General features: G+C 75.0%; 14 protein-coding genes and 1 pseudogene. 5 read left to right on the top strand and 10 right to left on the bottom strand.

Annotated features, from left to right (window positions below):
• From JFN87_RS18935 to JFN87_RS18895, 9 genes and pseudogenes are all read right to left on the bottom strand, one after another.
• Positions 1–569, bottom strand: a pseudogene (locus JFN87_RS18935) (D-beta-D-heptose 1-phosphate adenosyltransferase); the annotation flags it as partial.
• Complete coding sequence (locus tag JFN87_RS18930) at positions 566–1,138, bottom strand: D-sedoheptulose-7-phosphate isomerase (RefSeq protein WP_209341510.1); 573 nt, start codon at positions 1,136–1,138, stop codon at positions 566–568. The gene JFN87_RS18930 and the pseudogene JFN87_RS18935, both read right to left, overlap by 4 nt.
• The gene (locus JFN87_RS18925; RefSeq protein ID WP_209341508.1) at positions 1,135–2,379 is read right to left on the bottom strand and encodes a glycosyltransferase; all 1,245 of its coding nucleotides are present in this window, start codon (positions 2,377–2,379) and stop codon (positions 1,135–1,137) included. The genes JFN87_RS18930 and JFN87_RS18925 overlap by 4 nt, the downstream gene beginning before the upstream one ends.
• Positions 2,376–3,338, bottom strand: coding sequence for a glycosyltransferase (locus JFN87_RS18920; protein ID WP_209341506.1), 963 nt, complete (start codon positions 3,336–3,338; stop codon positions 2,376–2,378). Before JFN87_RS18920 ends, JFN87_RS18925 begins: the two co-directional genes overlap by 4 nt.
• Positions 3,335–4,342 carry a glycosyltransferase family 9 protein gene (locus JFN87_RS18915; protein ID WP_209341504.1) on the bottom strand — a complete coding sequence of 336 codons (1,008 nt, stop codon included), beginning with the start codon at positions 4,340–4,342 and terminating at the stop codon, positions 3,335–3,337. Before JFN87_RS18915 ends, JFN87_RS18920 begins: the two co-directional genes overlap by 4 nt.
• Entirely contained in the window at positions 4,339–4,860 is a 522-nt protein-coding gene (locus JFN87_RS18910; protein ID WP_372449254.1) for a D-glycero-alpha-D-manno-heptose-1,7-bisphosphate 7-phosphatase, read from the bottom strand. Before JFN87_RS18910 ends, JFN87_RS18915 begins: the two co-directional genes overlap by 4 nt.
• Before the next feature lie 5 nt (positions 4,861–4,865).
• Positions 4,866–5,837 (bottom strand): glycosyltransferase family 2 protein, encoded by a 972-nt coding sequence (locus JFN87_RS18905; RefSeq protein ID WP_209341500.1) that lies wholly within the window; start codon positions 5,835–5,837, stop codon positions 4,866–4,868.
• On the bottom strand, positions 5,834–7,471 hold the full coding sequence (locus JFN87_RS18900; protein ID WP_209341498.1) for a carbamoyltransferase family protein: 1,638 nt from the start codon (positions 7,469–7,471) through the stop codon (positions 5,834–5,836). The genes JFN87_RS18905 and JFN87_RS18900 overlap by 4 nt, the downstream gene beginning before the upstream one ends.
• Before the next feature lie 18 nt (positions 7,472–7,489).
• A complete protein-coding gene (locus JFN87_RS18895) occupies positions 7,490–8,485 on the bottom strand; it encodes an NAD-dependent epimerase/dehydratase family protein (RefSeq protein ID WP_209341496.1) in 996 nt (331 codons plus the stop codon).
• A gap of 262 nt (positions 8,486–8,747) precedes the next feature.
• Here JFN87_RS18895 and JFN87_RS18890 point away from each other — a divergent pair, with 262 nt between their 5' ends.
• Entirely contained in the window at positions 8,748–9,644 is an 897-nt protein-coding gene (locus JFN87_RS18890; protein ID WP_307865509.1) for a polysaccharide pyruvyl transferase family protein, read from the top strand.
• A gap of 67 nt (positions 9,645–9,711) precedes the next feature.
• Here JFN87_RS18890 and JFN87_RS18885 read toward each other — a convergent pair whose 3' ends face one another.
• Entirely contained in the window at positions 9,712–12,150 is a 2,439-nt protein-coding gene (locus JFN87_RS18885) for an MMPL family transporter (RefSeq protein ID WP_209341489.1), read from the bottom strand.
• A 366-nt stretch (positions 12,151–12,516) separates the two neighbouring features.
• On the opposite strand from JFN87_RS18885, the gene JFN87_RS18880 reads away from it, so the two are divergent.
• Genes JFN87_RS18880 through JFN87_RS18865 form a run of 4 tightly spaced genes read left to right on the top strand, consistent with a single transcriptional unit; the run spans position 12,517 to position 16,584 of the window.
• Entirely contained in the window at positions 12,517–13,770 is a 1,254-nt protein-coding gene (locus JFN87_RS18880; RefSeq protein ID WP_209341487.1) for an SDR family oxidoreductase, read from the top strand.
• Complete coding sequence (locus JFN87_RS18875; RefSeq protein ID WP_209341485.1) at positions 13,767–14,093, top strand: acyl carrier protein; 327 nt, start codon at positions 13,767–13,769, stop codon at positions 14,091–14,093. Before JFN87_RS18880 ends, JFN87_RS18875 begins: the two co-directional genes overlap by 4 nt.
• Entirely contained in the window at positions 14,090–15,316 is a 1,227-nt protein-coding gene (locus JFN87_RS18870; RefSeq protein ID WP_209341483.1) for a beta-ketoacyl-[acyl-carrier-protein] synthase family protein, read from the top strand. The genes JFN87_RS18875 and JFN87_RS18870 overlap by 4 nt, the downstream gene beginning before the upstream one ends.
• Positions 15,313–16,584 carry a cytochrome P450 gene (locus tag JFN87_RS18865; RefSeq protein ID WP_209341481.1) on the top strand — a complete coding sequence of 424 codons (1,272 nt, stop codon included), beginning with the start codon at positions 15,313–15,315 and terminating at the stop codon, positions 16,582–16,584. Before JFN87_RS18870 ends, JFN87_RS18865 begins: the two co-directional genes overlap by 4 nt.
• Positions 16,585–16,623 lie beyond the last annotated feature (39 nt).

The raw sequence follows: 16,623 nt of genomic DNA, 5'->3' as shown, positions 1-16,623 counted from the left end.
CCTCCGGCGAACCCCTGCGCCTCGCGCGCCGACGGCGTCGCGAGACGGGTGCCCGGCACGGGCGCGCCGCCGCGCGGGTGCGGGTCCCACACGAGGGGCACGCGCCGGGCCGCCGCCCGCGTGAGTTCTTCGCGCAGGGTGTCCACGGTGCCGCGGCCGTAGTCGGACACGAGGATCGCGGCCGCGCCCGCCACCGCGTCCGCCGCCTCACGCGTCGCCTGCCCCGCCCTGCCGTCGCCCTCGTCGAGGCGCAGCAGCGGATGCCCCTCGGCCAGGACCCTCGTCTTCTTCGACAGGGCGCCGGTCAGCGGCAGTTCGACGATCGTGACCCGGCCGCGCAGCAGCGCGCGCACGGCCGCGCTCGCGTTGTCCTTGCCCAGGCCCGTCACCAGGACGACGTCACGCCCCTCCAGGGACGCGAGGTAGGCCGCGAGCGCCGCGCCGCCCGGCCGGGTCCTCGTCGTCGCGCCGTCGACGACGGGCACGGGCGCGTCCGCCGCCACCCGGTCGACCCGGCCCGTCACGTCCTGGTCGAGCAGCGCGTCACCGACCACGACCAGCGGATTCACCGCGCCACCGCCGCGTCGAACGCCTCGCAGACCATGTGCACCGCCACAAGGTGGAGTTCCTGGACCGTCGCCGAGGCCGGCGCACGCACGCACAGCGCCTCGTCGCTCGCCGCGGCCAGCGGGTTGGGCGAGGGACCCGTCAGCGCCCAGACCGGCATGCCGATGCGGCGCGCCTCGTCCGCCGCCGCTAGCAGGTTCGCGCTCGCGCCGCTCGTCGACAGCAGCATCAGCACGTCGCCCGGCCGCCCGTGCGCCGACGTCTGCCGCGCGAAGACCTCCTGCACGCCGTAGTCGTTGGCTATCGCCGTGGTGGACGAGGTGTCCGCGTGCAGCGCGAGCGCCGAGTACGGCGGCCGGTCCTCGCGGTAGCGGCCCACCAGCTCGGCCGTCAGGTGCTGGGCCTGCGCGGCGCTGCCGCCGTTGCCTGCCGCCAGCAGGCGTGCCCCGCCCCCGAGCCGCGCGGCGAGCTCGGCGCCCCAGCGTTCCACCGTGCCGGCCTGCGCGCTGAAGTGGCGCAGCGCCGTCATCAGGTCCCCGCAGTGCGTGTTCGTCGTGGTGGGCGCGGTCATCGCGTTGCTCCCGTCAGCGAGGGGGCGGGGGACAGCTGGCTGTAGACGCGCGAGACGCCGTCCGCCACCCGGTCCCAGGTGTACCGGTCGAGCACCCGCGCGCGGCCGGAGGCGCCGAGGCGCTCGAGCCGCCGCGGGTCGTCGAGCAGCGTCCTGATCGTGTCCGCCAGGTCGTGGTCGGCCGACGTGGGCACCAGGGCGCCCGTCACACCGGAGACCACCGTGTCCAGGTGCCCGCCCACGGCGGTCACCAGGACCGGCTTCCCGCACGCCATCGCCTCGATCGGCACGATGCCGAACGGCTCGTACTGCGGCAGCGAGAGGACGAGGTCGGCCCCCGACATCAGATGGGGCATCTCCGCGCGGGAGATCGCGCCGAGCAGGGTGACCCGCTCGGACACGCCGCACGCCTCCGCCGTCCTGCGCAGCCGCTCCGCCTCCGGGTCGGCGAACAGGAGCGACGCCTCGGGGCCGCCCGCGATCAGCAGCTCGGCGTCGGGCACGTCGGCCAGCGCGCGGATCGCGCGGTCGAACCCCTTGCGCCGCACGAGACGCCCCACCGCCAGCAGCCGCCGCGGCGCGCCCGGAGGGCGCCCCGTGCCCGGCACGGGGGCGAAGTGGTCCGTGTCGACACCGCACGGGACCACCGATATCCGCCGCCGCGGCACGCCCATCTCGCGCAGCTCCGCGACCTCGTCCGCGCAGGTGGCGAGCACCCTGGCGGCCTCCCGGCCGATGGTCCGCTCGATGGCGAGCCGCTCGTGCGGGCTGGTGTCCTCGTCGCCCTGGTGGCGCCTCTTGACGGTGCCCAGCGCGTGGTACGTCTGCACGACGGGCACACCGTGCTGCCGGGCGCCCGCGAGCGTCGCCATGCCGGACATCCAGAAGTGCGCGTGCGCCACGTCGGGGGTCTCCAGCGACCAGCTGCGTGCCAGGAAATCGCCGAACGCGGGCATGTGGTCGAGGAGTTCGTCCTTCGGCACGCGCGTGGCAGGCCCGGCGGGCACGTGCACCACGAGGTAGCCGTCCGGCGTGCGGACGTGCGGGGGCAGGTCGGGGTCGTCACGCCGGGTGTAGACGGTGACGCGGTGGCCGCGCCGGGCGAGGCGCCCCGCAAGCTCCGCCACGTACACGTTCTGGCCCCCCGCGTCGGGGCCGCCGAGCGCCGCGAGCGGGCTCGCGTGCTCGGAGACCATGGCGATGTGTTTCGGGGGGCACGGTGTGCGCCGGCGCCTGTTCATCGGGTGACCTCCTTCATCAGCAGCTCCCAGTCGTCCAGGAAGCGCTCGACGCCGTACCGTCCCTGGACGGCGGCCCTTGCGCGCAGCCCGGTCTCGCGGGCCCTGTCCGGGTCCTCGGCGAAGTCCCGCACCGCCTGTTCCAGTACGTCGAAGCGGTTGGACACCACACCCGACTCCTTCCCGACGGCCTCCGCGGTCTCGGTGGTGCCGAGCGCGACGACGGGCAGGCCGAGGAACATCGCCTCCAGCAGCGAGAGGCCGAGCGACGTCCACCGGACCGGGTGGAGGTAGAGCCGGCAGCGCGCCATCGCGGTGTGCAGCTCGCCCTGCGTCAGGTCCCGGGTGCGGCAGCGCTCCGGTGGCAGCCCGAGGTGTCCTGCGAGCGCGTCCGTGCCCATGCCGAAGACGTCCAGCGGGACCTGCGCGGCGAACCGCGGCAGCAGGTCGGTGCCGGTCGTACGGCCCCTGCGCACCGGCTCGTTGACGACGACCGCCGCTCGGCGCTCCTCGCCGGTGAAGCGGTGGCCCGGGTCGATGATGCCGTGCTCGATCACCGTGGTGGGCGCCCTGCCGCTGTCCCACATCAGCCGGTTGAAGTGGGTGACGTGGACGACCGGGATGTCGTCCCGGCCGGCCAGCGCGTGGCGCGTGCCGACCGCAGTCCCGTCCGGGCTGTTGTGTTCCAGGTAGACCGCGGGCACGTCGGTGCCCGGGCGGCGGCCCGTCCACTCGTACGCGAGGTCGATCTCGTGCGGGCGCTGGAGCACCACCATGTCGATGGTGGCCGAGCGCAGCTCGTCCGGCGTCAACTCCCGTACCGAGGCGGGCCAGTCCCAGGTGCGCGCCCGGCCGAGGCCGTCGGGGCCGCGGTCCGGGGTGACGGGCACCAGGTAGGTGTGGGGGCCCTGCACGAAGGACGTCGTCCACGAGCCGTGCACGTGCCACAGCAGGATGTTCATGTGTACTCCTTCGCCAGCTTCTGCACGGACCGCACGACGTCCTCGGGTGTGACCTCGTCGAGACACGGATGGCCCGGCACGGGGCAGTGCAGCGCACGGCTGTCCGCGCAGGCGGCGCGCTGGTCGCCGAGCAGCAGCGACGGCACGCCGTACGGCGCCCACCGCTCGGCCGGGACGACCGGCGAGAACAGCGACACCACCGGCGTGCGCACGGCGGCCGCGAGGTGCGCGGGCCCGGTGTTGCCGCACACCACCACGTCCGCGCTCCTCAACACGCCTGCCAGCGCGGCGGGTTCTGTCCTGCCACCCAGGTCGACACCGTCCGTGCCGCTGACGCGCCTGGTCAGTTCGCGCTCGCCGGGGCCGCCGGTCACGATGACGCGGTGTCCCGAGTCGGCGAGCAGGGTCACGGCGCGCGCGCACCGCTCCTCGCTCCACGCGCGGGCCGGGGCGCTGGCACCCGGATGCACCACCACGTACGGGCCGTTGCCGGTGAGCGCGGTCGTGTCGGGCGGCGGCAGCACCCTCATCAGCCCGTCGTCACGCGGTGGCAGCGGGAAGCCGAGCGCGGCGGCCGTGTCGAGCGCGGCCCGCACCTCGTGGCGGCCGGGCAGCCGCCGGTGGCGCACGTCGAGGAGCGTCCCCGGGTGGTCGGTGCTGTCGGCGCCGATGGTCCGTACGTACGCGAGGCGCAGCAGGAGCGCCGTCGGCAGGGGGCTCTGGTGGAACGAGGTCAGGATGAGCGCGGTGTCGTACGCGCGCTCGCGCAGCCGCCGCACCAGGCCCTCCGTGTCCGCCTCTTCGACGGTGGGCGGCCCGAACCCCTCCCAGGGCGCCTCCCACACCACGACGTCGTCGACGCCCGGCAGCAGGCGCGCCGCCGGCTCACCGCGCGGGGAGCACAGCAGGTCGACGTGGTCGGCCCGGTCCGCGACGGCACGGACGGCCGGCCCGGCGAGCAGCACGTCGCCGAAGCTGTCGAGGCGCACGACGAGGGCCCTCACACCGACCAGCCCCCCGACCGCAGGGCGCGCACCGCGCTGAGTATGTCGGGCGCGGTGTGCGTGGCCGCGTCCACCTCTTCCTTGCGGGTCGCCGCGTTCGGGACGAGGATGCCGTGCGCCCCGGCGGCCTTCGCCGCCAGCACGTCCGCCCGGATGTCCCCGATCACCACGCACGCGTCCGGGTCCGCGCCGAGCCGCCGCGCGGCCTCCACGACAAGCCCCGGCTCGGGCTTGCGGCAGCCGCACCCGGCCTCGGGCGCGTGCGGGCACACCACCCACACGTCGAAGGGGCCGAACACCTCGTCCACCCGGTCGTTGACCCGCTGGACCTCGTCGGCCGTCAGCAGGCCGCGCCCGATGCCCGACTGGTTGCTGACCATGCCCGTCGCGATGCCCGCCGCGCGCACCGCGTCGACCGCCTCGCGCGCGCCGGGCACCGGCCGCACCAGGGCGGGGTCGCCGTTGTACGGGACGTCCTCGATGAGCGTCCCGTCCCGGTCGAAGAGCACAGCAGCCACGGCGCTCACCTGACCGTCCCCCGATGCGCGATCAGGCCGCCGAGCCAGTGCCGTACGGCGAACGGCGGGATCACGACACTGGTCGCCACCATCGTCGCCACCTCGTCCGCCGTGCGCGGCCCCGGCGCGATGCGCGCCACCGCGAACTCGGCCGTGCCCAGGGCCCAAAGGCCCGCCGCCGCGGCCGCGGGCCGCCGCTGCCCGGCGAGGGCCAGCACCACCGCGGCAAGACCAGCGCCCGTCACGGCCAGATGCCGCGGCAGCCTGCCGCGCGGCGCCTGCGCGCGCGCCCACCAGTCGCGCCCGTGCACCTTCGTCATCAGGACGTCGTCGGCGTTGCCGCGCTGCGCCCTGACGGAGACCCAGCGGTCCGTGGGGCGCACCGGGTGGTGCGTGACGCGCTCCCCGCGGCACAGCCGCCACCCCGCCGCCATGACTCTCAGCGCCAGGTCGGCGTCCTCGCGGAACGCACGCGGGAAGCGCGGGTCGAACCCGCCGGCCTTCTCCAGCACGTCCCTGCGGTACGCCATGTCCGCCGTCGCCCACGCCGCGTCCTGGAGGCCCGCGGTACCGCGCTCCCAGTCCGTCGGCTTGCGGTCCTCGGGCAGCGGCACCACGAGACGCCCCTGCACCCCGCCGACGCCCGGCTCGGCGGACGCCAGGTCCGCGGCGAGCCGTTCGCCCCAGTCGGCGGTGACGCGGACGTCGTCGTCGAGGAACACCACCCACGGCGCGGACACGGCACGGAAACCCGCGTTGCGCGCGGCGGCGGGACCGTGGCCACCGCTCACCACCCGCCGCACGGGCAGCGACCCGGCCCCGTCGAGCGGCACCTCGCCCGCGGCGCCAGGACGGTCGTCCACGACGACGACGTCGCTCGGCGCGGGCCCCGCGGTGCTCGCGAGGGCCGCGAGGCAGTCACGCAGGCACGGGCGGCCCACGGTCGGGATCACGACGGCGTACTCGGCGCCCTTCACGCGAACACCGCCTTCCTGCGCACCGCGAACGGCCCGAGCGCGAGCAGGTCGACCGGCGCGGAGCCGAAGCACTCCAGGGCGTCACGCGGCGTGTCCACCATCGGGCGCCCGGCCGTGTTCAGGCTCGTGTTGACGACGACGGGGATGCCGGTGCGCCGCTCGAAGGCCTCGATCATCCGCGCCACCAGCGGCTCCTCGTCCGCCTCCACCGTCTGGACGCGGGCCGTGCCGTCCACGTGCACCACCGCCGGCACCCGCTCGCGCCACGCCTCGGCGACGTCGTGCACGAAGAGCATGTACGGGCTCGGCAGCGGCCCGTCGAACAGCTCGGCCGCCCGCGACGCCAGCACCATGGGCGCCACCGGGCGGAACTCCTCGCGGCCCTTGACCGCGTTGAGCCGGTCCAGGTTCGCCGCGTACCCCGGGTGCGCGAGCAGCGAGCGGTGCCCGAGGGCGCGAGGACCGTACTCGGAGCGGCCCTGGAACCACGCCACGACCCCGTCGGCCGCCAGCGTCTCGGCCACCGTCTCGGCGATGTCGTCCGGCTCCTCGTACGGCACGGACGCCCGCTCGAGTACCTCCCGCAGCTCCTCGTCGCTCCAGCCACGGCCGAGTGCCGGCGTGGGCATGGCGCGCGTGGGCTCCTTCTCCCGCGCGACGTGGAGCGCGGCGCCGAGCGCGGTCCCCGCGTCGCCCGCCGCCGGCTGCACCCAGATCCGCGCGAACGGACCCTCCCTGTGCAGACGCGTGTTGGCGACGCAGTTGAGCGCCACGCCGCCCGCGAGCGCCAGCACCTCCTCGCCCGCGCTGCGCTCGTGCAGCCACCACGCCAGGTCGAGGACGACGTCCTCGAGGCACGCCTGCGCGCTCGCCGCGAGGTCGGCGTGGGCGCGCGTCCAGCCGGCGCCCGGCTCACGCCGCGGCGCGAGGGTCGCCCAGTCCACGGGGCGCGTCGTGAAGCCGCCGTCGCCATTGCCGTGCACGCGCTCGCGCAGCACGTCCGCGTACCGCGGCTCACCGTACGAGGCGAGGGCCATCACCTTGAACTCGTCGCTGCTGCGCAGGAATCCGAGGTGCTCGGTGAGGTCCTCGTAGAACAGGCCCAACGAGTGCGGCAGTTCCTGCGCCGCCAGCACGGTCAGTTCCCGATCGACATACCGACCCGCGAGGTGGGAGGCGCACTCGCCGCGCCCGTCGAGCACGAGCACCGCGCAGTCCGGGTGCGGGGACGCCTGCCCGGCCGACGCCGCGTGCGCCGCGTGGTGCGGCACGAAGCGCACCTTCTCCGGATCGAGGCCCGGCAGCGCCTCCGCGAGGAACCCGGGCGCCCGCCGCGCGTAGTCCTGCCGCAGCGGATCGAACGGGTCGTCGAGCCCCATGTCGGCGGCGGGGCGCGCGAGCGCGGGATCGTACGAGTACGCGACGGCGTCCAGGTCGGCCGGCGTCAGGCCGGCCTGCTCCAGGCACCAGCGCGCCGACAGCTCGGGAAGCTCCCACGCCGAGAACGGCACGGGCCGCTTGCCGTGCTTGCGGCGCGTGAAACGTTCCTCCTCCGCCGCCGCGATCGTGTGCCCGTCGATGACGAGCGCGGCCGACGGGTCGTGAAACAGGGCATTGACGCCGAGAACGCGCATGTGTTTCCCCTCCGCCGGTCAGTCGTCGTCGCGCGGTCCGCGGGCCCCTGAGCCCTCGAAGTACGCGATGGTGCGCTTGATGCCGTCCTGCCAGGGGATGTGCGCCTCCCAGCCGAGCAGTTCGCGGGCGAGCGTGGTGTCGGGGCGCCGCCTCGCGGGGTCGTCCACGGGGCGTTCGACGAAACGCAGGCTGGAACGGGACCCGGTGAGCGCGATGATCCGCTCCGCGATCTCCCGCACGCACACTTCGTCGGTGCCGCCGATGTTCACCGGCCGCACCGACCTGCTCGCCGCTACGCGCAGTACGCCCTCCACGGTGTCCTCGACGAAGCACAGCGAGCGCGTCTGCAGGCCGTCGCCCGCCACGGTCAGCGACTCGCCCGCGAGGGCCTGGCAGATGAACGTCGGCACGGCGCGGCCGTCGTGCGCCCGCATCCGCGGCCCGTACACGTTGAACAGCCGCACGATCCCCGCGTCCGTGCCCTCGGCGCCGGCGTGCGCGGTGACGAGAGCCTCGGCGAACCGCTTCGACTCGTCGTACACACTGCGCGGTCCCACGGGGTTGACGTTGCCCCAGTAGTCCTCGCGCTGCGGGTGCACCAGCGGGTCCCCGTACACCTCGGACGTCGAGGCGAGCAGGAACCGGGCGCCGTCCCGGTGCGCGACGGCGAGCGCGTTGCGCGTGCCCGCGCTGCCCACGTCCAGCGTCTGCAGCGGCAGGCGCAGGTAGTCGGCGGGGGAGGCGGGGCACGCGAAGTGCAGCATCAGGTCGTACGGGCCGCGCAGGTCACGCGTCCACTCGGGTGACGAGACGTCGGCGCGGTGGAAGCGGAAGCCCGGATGGTCCGCCAGATGCGCGACGTTGGCCTCCGCGCCCGTGCACAGGTTGTCGACGCAGTCGACGCGCACGCCCAGATCGAGCAGGCGCTCGCACAGGTGCGAACCCACGAAGCCGGCGCCCCCGGTCACCACGGCCCGGCGCCAGTGCGGCCACTGGATCGTGCTCGTGCTCATACGACGGCCTTTCGGTGCGAGTGCGGAAGCGAGAGCCTCGCTCACGCTCTGGCATTGACTGAAAGCGCGGGTGTGCGCGGCTCGGGAGCGGTGAGGAGGGCACCACTGCCTGATGCCCGGCGTCGTCCTGATCGGTCGAACGTGTGGAAACCGGGACCTGCCCGGTCGTCTGAGCGTTGCCACCACGTGTCCGTGGCACGGTGCCGAAGACCGGGGTACCCGGGCGGCAAGGACCCACACCAGGAAACCGAGGACAATCACCGTGACGGACCTGACCTCTCAACTGCTGGCCGAACTCCGGTCGCCCTCCGAGCCGGCGCGCCGTACTCTCGTCACCGGATGGTTCAGCTTCCTCGACGGCGAGGTCACAGCGGGTGACGCACTCGCCTGCCGCCGCGTCGAGGCGGCGCTCGGCGCGGCCGGGCTCGCGTACGACACGGCGTGGAGCCCCGTCTTCGCTCCCGGCGCGCTCTCACTCGCGGACGCGGACCCGAGCGCCTACGACGTCCTCCTGTTCGTGTGCGGCCCGATCCACGGCGAGCAGGTCGAGCGCCTGCACTCACGCTTCAGCGGCTGCCGCAGGATCGCCGCGGGAGTCAGCGTCGTCGATCCCGCCGACCCCGCGGTCACCGGCTTCCACACGGTGGTGGCGAGGGACGGCGGCGACCCGTGGCCGCGCCCCGACCTGGCGCTGACGGCGCCCCTCGGCCCGCTGCCCCCGGTGGCCGGGGTAGCGCTCACGTTCGGTCAGGGCGAATACGGCGCGGGCCGCCGCCACGAGGCGGTGGGCGAGGCGCTGACGCGCTGGCTCGGACGTCAGGACTGCGCACGCGTCGACGCCGACACCCGGCTCGACTCCGGCGACTGGCGGCGCCCCGCGACCGCCGAGCAGTACCTCGCGCTGGTCTCCCGGCTCGACATCGTCGTGACGACGCGGCTGCACGGCCTCGTGCTCGCGCTGCGGGCCGGCACCCCCGTGCTGGCCGTCGACCCGGTCGAGGGCGGGGCGAAGGTGACGGCCCAGGCGCGGGCGCTCGGGTGGCCCGCGCTGCTCGGTGCCGGCGAGGTGGACGACGCGCACCTGGACCGGTGGTGGCGGTGGTGCCTGTCACCCGACGGGCGCGAGGCCGCGCGGAGCGCCGCGCGCGAGGAGCGGTAGCGCGCGGCCCCGGCTCCGGAAGGCGCCGGGAGCGCGATGGACGGCGAGGCGCGGTAGGGCGCGGCCGTCACGTGGCGCGGCGGACGGCGTCGTCCTGCGCGGGGCCTGCGGGGCCGGCGGGGCCGTGCGTGTCGAGGGCCCCCGGCGGTTTGGCCCGGGGCCCGGGTGCACCGGGCTCGGCCTCGTTCCCGGCGTCTGGGGCGGGCGCGGGCCGGGGGACTGCCGCGCCGTGGCCGGCGGACCGGGCGCGACGCCCGAGCGGCCACCACCAGTTCGCGGGCCCCGCCAGCGCCATCACCGCGGGGACGAGCACGGGCCTGATGAGCGATGCGTCGATGACGAGGGACAGCGCGACGGTGACGCCGATGAGCTTGATGATGGTGATGCCCGCGAACACGAGGGCGAGCAGCACCACCACGACCACGGCCGCCGAGGCGACGAACAGCGGCGCCGCGGACTGCAGGCCGACCGCCGTCGCCCGCACCGTGTCGCGGCCGCCGAGCCGCGCCTCCCCGATGCAGGAGAGCAGCAGGACCTCGTAGTCCATGGACAGCCCGAAGGCCAGGCACATCGCCACCACCGGTGTGAGCAGGTCCGTGGTGCCGGTGACGGTGAAGTGCCCTACCAGAGAGCGCAGATGGCCGTCCTGGAAGATCCACACCATCCCGCCGAGCGTGGCGGTCAGGCTCAGTGTGTTCATCACCAGCGCCTTCACCGGCAGGAAGACGCTGCGGGTGAAGAGCGCGAGGAGCAGGAGCGTGATCAGGACGACGAACGTCGCCGCGTACGGCATCCGTTCGACGAGCACCTTCTTGAGATCGGCGAGCTCCGCGCCGGGACCGGCCAGCCGGGCCGCGGCGGGCGCCGGGGTGTCGCGTACCGCGTGCACGAGACGGGTGGACGCCACACCGTAGGGCGCGGTCGGCCCGCTCACGGCCACCCACGTCCCGGTGGCCGACCCATGGCGGGCCAGCAGGTCGGCGCAGGTGGCCCGCTGGACGATGGGCGCCCGCGCGGGAGCCGGGCAGGCCAGGACCCGGCGGCCGTTGGCGTAGAGCCCGGTGGTGGTGCGTACGCCGTGCGCGCCGGGCAGCGCGGACAGCCGGCGCGCGTACACGTCCAACTCGCCTCGTCCCGACGAGGTTTCGCCGTACCAGTGGGGAAGCACCACGTCGATCTCGGAGCCCGCTACGGCGGGGAATCCCGCCCGCAGCGACCGCGCGGCCTGCGCGACGGGCGCGGAGCTCGGCAGCACGCGCTCGTCGCTGAGCCCGAAGTGGACGCCGTGGAACGGCAGGGCGAGCGTAGCGAGGAACACCACGGCGGCCGCGGTGACCAGCACGGGCCGCCGCATCACCGCACACGCGAGCCTGAACCACCTGCCCTCCTCGGGCGCGCCCCTGTGCCTCATGCGGGCGAACCAGTCACGTCCCGCGCGTTCCGCCCCCAGCAGGGACAGCGCGGCGGGCACGGCGAGCAGGGCGCCCGCCGCGGCCAGGGCGACGACCGCGAGCCCCGCCCAGGCCAGGGACCGCAGGAAGTACAGCGGGAAGATCAGCAGCCCGGTCAGCGCCGCGCCGACGACGGCCGCGGACACCGCCACGGTGCGGCCGCCGTACCGCATCATCCGCGCCAGCGCCTCGTCGTGCGGTGTGCCCGCGGCACGCTCCTGCCGGTAGCGCACGACGAGGAAGAGGCTGTAGTCGACGGCCATCGCGAGACCCACCGCGGTGGTGAGGTTCAGCGCGAACACCGACACCGGTGTCACCGTCGTGAGCGCCGTCAGCACGGCCATCGCCCCCGCGACGGCCAGCCCGCCCACCGCCAGCGGCAGCAGCGCCGCCCACAGGCTGCCGAACGCCCACAGCAGCAGAAGGAGCACGGCGGGCGCGGCGACGGTCTCCGCGGTCCGCAGATCCTGCCGGCTCTGCTCCTGCAGATCCTCGAGCGCCGCGGCCTGCCCCGTGACCCGCACCGTCAACGGCCCCTGCTCGCCCGCTGCTTCGGGGATCAACCGGGCCAGCGTCCCGCGTGCCTGGGTGGCCCCGCCCCGCAGCCGCACCAGGACGAGCGCGGTGTGACCGTCGGTGGAGCGCAGCTCTTGCCGCAGCAGGCTCGCCGGCCCACCGCCTCCGGCGCGCCCGGCCGGGGAGTGCGGCAACTCGCCCGTCCAGTACGAGTCCACACCGCGTACCCCGTTGTCGGCGCGCAGCCGGGAGACCAGCCGCAGACCGGCCCGCCGCTCGGCCGTGCCGTCGACCGAGGCGGGAGTCCGTGCCAGCAGGACGAGATCGGGCGCGCCGCCGCCGAAGGAGGCCATATCGGCGTGCGCCCGGGCGGACGGGGCCGTGCCGGGGACGAAGCCGCCGTTGACGAGCCGTGCGCTGACGGAGTGGCCGAGCACGGCGCACAGCGCGGCCAGGCAGGCGGCGAGCAGCAGCACGGCCCCGCGCCGCCGCACCGCCAGCCGGCCGACGGCCGCGAGCGCCCGGTCGAGAGCCGGCACCGGGGCACCGTCCCGGACCACGCCCGCCTTCCGCCGCCGCACGCGCCACTTCGCGCCCGTCCCGCCCATCCTGCACCTCCGTCACCGGGCCGCCGCCCTCCCTCAGGGCCGGCCCATCCCCCGACGGAACGACGAACGGCCGCCGCACGGCACGCCGTCCGGATCACGACCCGCCATTTGCCCGAGGCGGTGGGGTGATATGCGCGGCGAACGGAAAAACCAGAAAAGCGTTCTTCCGAAGGCCTGCGGGAAATGCCCATGTCGGAACCGCCGGACGACCCGGCGGCGAGTACAGTCCCAAATCCGTTCGCCGTGAAGTCATGAACACATGAAGTCGTGAAGAGGACGAAGGAGGCGAGGAGTCCGATGTCAGCACCCGGAAAAGCGACAGCGAATACGGGAAGCGCCCGACGCCCCGACCGCACCGTCGCGTTGACAGGGGCGACCGGATTCCTCGGCTCCCACCTGCTCATTCGTCTACTCGAACGAGACTGTCACGTCGTGGCCCTCGGGCGCCGCGACGAGCACGCGGCGGCCCGTTCCCTGACCCTCGCACTCCGTTCCGCGGGCGCCGGCGAGAGCACCCTCGCGAGAATTCCGGGTCAGGTGACGCCCGTGCGCGTCGATTTCGGCCGCCCACGCCTCGGGCTGCCGGAATCGCGATACCACCAACTCGCCGACGCCGTTTCGGCCGTATGGCACTGCGCCGCCCTCACCACCCTGAACGGCGATCCCGACGCATTGCACCTGGCCAATGTCGAAGGCACGCGGCGCGTTCTCGCATGGGCGGAGAGCGGTGCGCGCCGGCCGCACCTCCATCACATCAGCACCGCGTTCGTCGCCGGCCGGTGGAGCCACGGCGTGGTCCCCGAGGAGCGCCTCCCGGCGGACGGCGGATTCGTCACCCCCTACGAGGAGTCGAAGCACCGCGCCGAGGAACTCGTCCACGCGTGGGCGGCGGACGGCGGACGCAGTGCCACGGTGTACCGGCCCTCCGTGCTGCTGAGCGCGCGCAGGGCCCTGCCCAGGGCGCCGCGGCACACCTACGCCGTACTCGCCGCGAAAATGACGCTCCTCACAAGGCAGTTGGCGGTCGCGGCCCCGGGCGGAGCGTCGCGTGAGGCCGGCGCGCCGATCGACGTGCGGCTGCTCGGAGACCCCGACGCGACGGTCAATCTGCTTGCCGTGCAGGACGCGGTCGCGTCGATGCTCTGCCTCGCCGACCGCGCGACGAGGCGGCCCGGCGTGGCCGTTCACCACATCGTCCACCCGCACGACACACCCGTGTCCCTCGTCAACGCGGCGATCGAGCGCACCATCCCCGGCCTGCGGCTCTCACTGGTCACCGAGCGGAACGACCCCACCGACCTCGAGCGCGGTCTCGACGCGTACGGCGTGGACGCCACCGCCTACCTCGGCCTGCGCAGGACCTACGCCCGCGCCGCGCCGGCGGACCTGGAGCGACGCCGGATCACGGAGCCCCCGCGCGCCATCGACAGCACCTACCTGGACGCCGCGCTCGCACCGCCGACGCACGTCTCCCGCATCCCGCACCCGCCCCACGCGCCCCACGCGCCGAACGGCCAGGCAGCCCCCACCCTGAGAGGTCAGCAAGCATGAGCAGCCCGATGCTGGACCGCTTCACCGCCATCATGACCGAGCACTTCGGGGTCGACCCCGCCGACATCGACGCGTCGACCACCTTCGAGCAGCTGGAGCTGGACTCGCTCGCCCTCGCCGAGACCGTCGTCGTGCTGGAGGACCAGCTCGGCATCCAACTCCCCGACGTGGAGAGCGGTTTCTCGCCCAGCATGACGCTCGCGGAGGCCGCGGACGCCGTCGCCGCGCTCTGCCCGACCGCGACCGCGACCGCGACCGCCACCGCGACCGCGACGCCGACCGCCACCGCGACCGCGACGCCGACCGCCACCGCCGCGTCGTGACGCGCCGATCCGTCGCGGTCACCGGCCTGGGCATGACCACCCCCGCCGGCATCGGCGCCCCGGCCACCTGGGACCGGCTGTGCGACGGCACACCCACCGCCGCCCACACTCCCAGGCTCGAGGACCTGCCGGTCACGTTCTGCTGCGAGGTCCCGGACTTCGACGCCGTGCGCCTCATCGGGCGCCGCATCGTGTGGCGCACGGACCGCTTCGTGCACCTCGCGCTGGCCACGGCCCGCGAGGCGCTCCGCGACTCGGGCCTCGACCCGGCCGACTGGGACTCCACACGCGTGGGCGTCGTCATCGGCGTCGGCGCCAGCAGCCAGGACACCGCAGAGCGCGAGTACGGGCACCTCGCGCGCGGCGCCCACCGCGCGCTGTCGCCCACCGACGTGCCGCGCTCCATGCCCAACATGGCACCGGCCGAGATCGCCATCGACTGCGGTGCCACAGGACCCAACTTCGCGGTCTCCACGGCCTGCGCGTCCGGCGCCACGGCCATCGCGCTGGCGCGGGACCTGATCGTCTCGGGCACCTGCGACATCGTGCTGGCCGGCGGCAGCGAGTCCGCCGCCTACTCCCGGCTGGCCGCGGGCGCCTTCTGGCGGATGGGCGCCCTGTCGACCCGCCGGCACGACCCGGCGGGCGCCTCGCGCCCCTTCGACGCCGAACGCGACGGCTTCGTACTCGGCGAGGGCGCCGGGATCCTCGTCCTGGAGGAGTCGCGCCACGCCAGGGCGCGGGGCGCGTCCATCCGCGCCCACCTCGCCGGATGCGGCATCACCAGCGACGCCCACCACTGGACCACGCCCCACCCCACAGGGCGCGGCACCGTACTCGCGCTGCGCCAAGCCCTGCGCGACGCCGGCCTCGAACCCGCCGACATCCACCACGTCAACGCGCACGCCACCTCGACGCAGGCCAACGACACCAGCGAGGCGCAGGCCCTGCGCACCGTCTTCGGCACCCCGCCGCCGGTCACCGCGACCAAGAGCGTCATCGGCCACGCCATCGCCGGGGCCGGCGCCATCGAGGCGGCCGTCAGCGTGCTGACCCTGCAGAGCCAGCGCATCCACCCCACCGCCAACCTCGACCGCCCCGACCCCGCGGTGGACCTCGACATCGTCACCAAGCGGCCGAGACAGCGGCGGATGTCGGCGGTGGTCAGCACCTCCATCGGCTTCGGCGGCCAGAACACCGCACTCGTCCTCACCCGGCCATGAGCTCCACCACCGCGGCCCTGGACCATGGCGGGGCGCCGGGGCCAGCCCGGGGCGACGCGCCGCGGCTGGCCTGCCCCGCACTCCACGAGAGCGGGTTCAGCGTCCCGGACGCCCGGCACGCGCCGCCGCACGGGCCGCGGCTGAGGCCGGTCACCCTGGGCGGCGGCCTGCGCGCCTGGGCGGCCGAGGACGCGGCGACCGCGCGCGCCGTCCTCTCCGACCCGCGGCTCACCAACGACGTGCGCGAGGTGGGGCCCGTGCAGGGCTTCCCCGCCCTCCACTACCCCGACGACTTCTTCGCCCGCACGCCGCAACTGCTGGCGGCCTCGGGAGCACGCCACCGCCGCATGCGCTCTCTGCTCACCCCGTACTTCACCGCCGCCGCGACCGCACACTCCGCCGCGCGGATCGGGGAGTCGACGTCCGAACTGCTGCGCGCCCTCCCGGCGCACGAGCGGATCGACATCGTCGCCGACCTGGCGCTGCCCATCGCCGACGCCGCGGCGGGCGAGGTGCTCGGGCTGCCGCCCCACCAGCGCAGGGCCGCCGTGCGTGCCGTCATCGACGCGGGCACCACCGGCCCCGGCACCCCGCGCGAGACGGCGGCGCAGCGGGCGTTCACCCGCTCCGTACTCCACGTCGTCGGGGCAGCACGCGGCGCGACCCGCCCCACGCCGGCGTCCGCGCTCCTGCGAGCGCACGCGGACGGGCTGCTCACCAACGAGGAACTGACCGGCATGGTCGGCATGCTGCTCGTCGGCACCCTCGACTCCCTCACCACCGTCGTGCCCGCCGCGGTCCTCACCGCCCTGGACCGCCCGCGGCTGCGCGACGCCCTGCGGCGCGGCGAGGACACCACCGTGCCGCTCACCGAGGAGATCCTCCGGCTGAACCCGGCCTTCCAGTACGGGAGCTGGCGCTTCACCCGCGAGGACTGCCGGATCGCGGGCGTCGACCTGCCGCGCGGCTCCGTCGTGGTGGCCGCGCTGCTGCGCGCCAACCTGGACGCCGCCGCGTGGCCGCGGCCGCTGAGCGTCGACCCGGGGCGGCCGAACCCCGCTGGACACCTGACGTTCGGGCACGGTCCCCACTACTGCCTGGGCGCGGGCCTGGGCCGCCGCGTCGTCCACTCCGTGCTGACGCGGCTGTTCGCCCGCTTCCCCGCCATCTCGCCCGTCCTGCGCGCGGACGAGCTCGACTGGCACGGGGAGTGCCTGCGCCGCCTGCGCCGGCTGCCCGTCGACACCGGCGCCGCGGCCCGCACGTAGAGGAGCGGGACAGGGTTGCCGTGCCCGGGCGCCGCACGG

The sequence above is a fragment of the Streptomyces montanisoli genome (genome assembly GCF_017813245.1).
GTDB classification, from domain to species: domain Bacteria; phylum Actinomycetota; class Actinomycetes; order Streptomycetales; family Streptomycetaceae; genus Streptomyces; species Streptomyces montanisoli.
The sequence above is the reverse complement of the archived record's forward strand: the minus strand, read 5'-3'. Positions and strand labels throughout refer to the sequence as shown.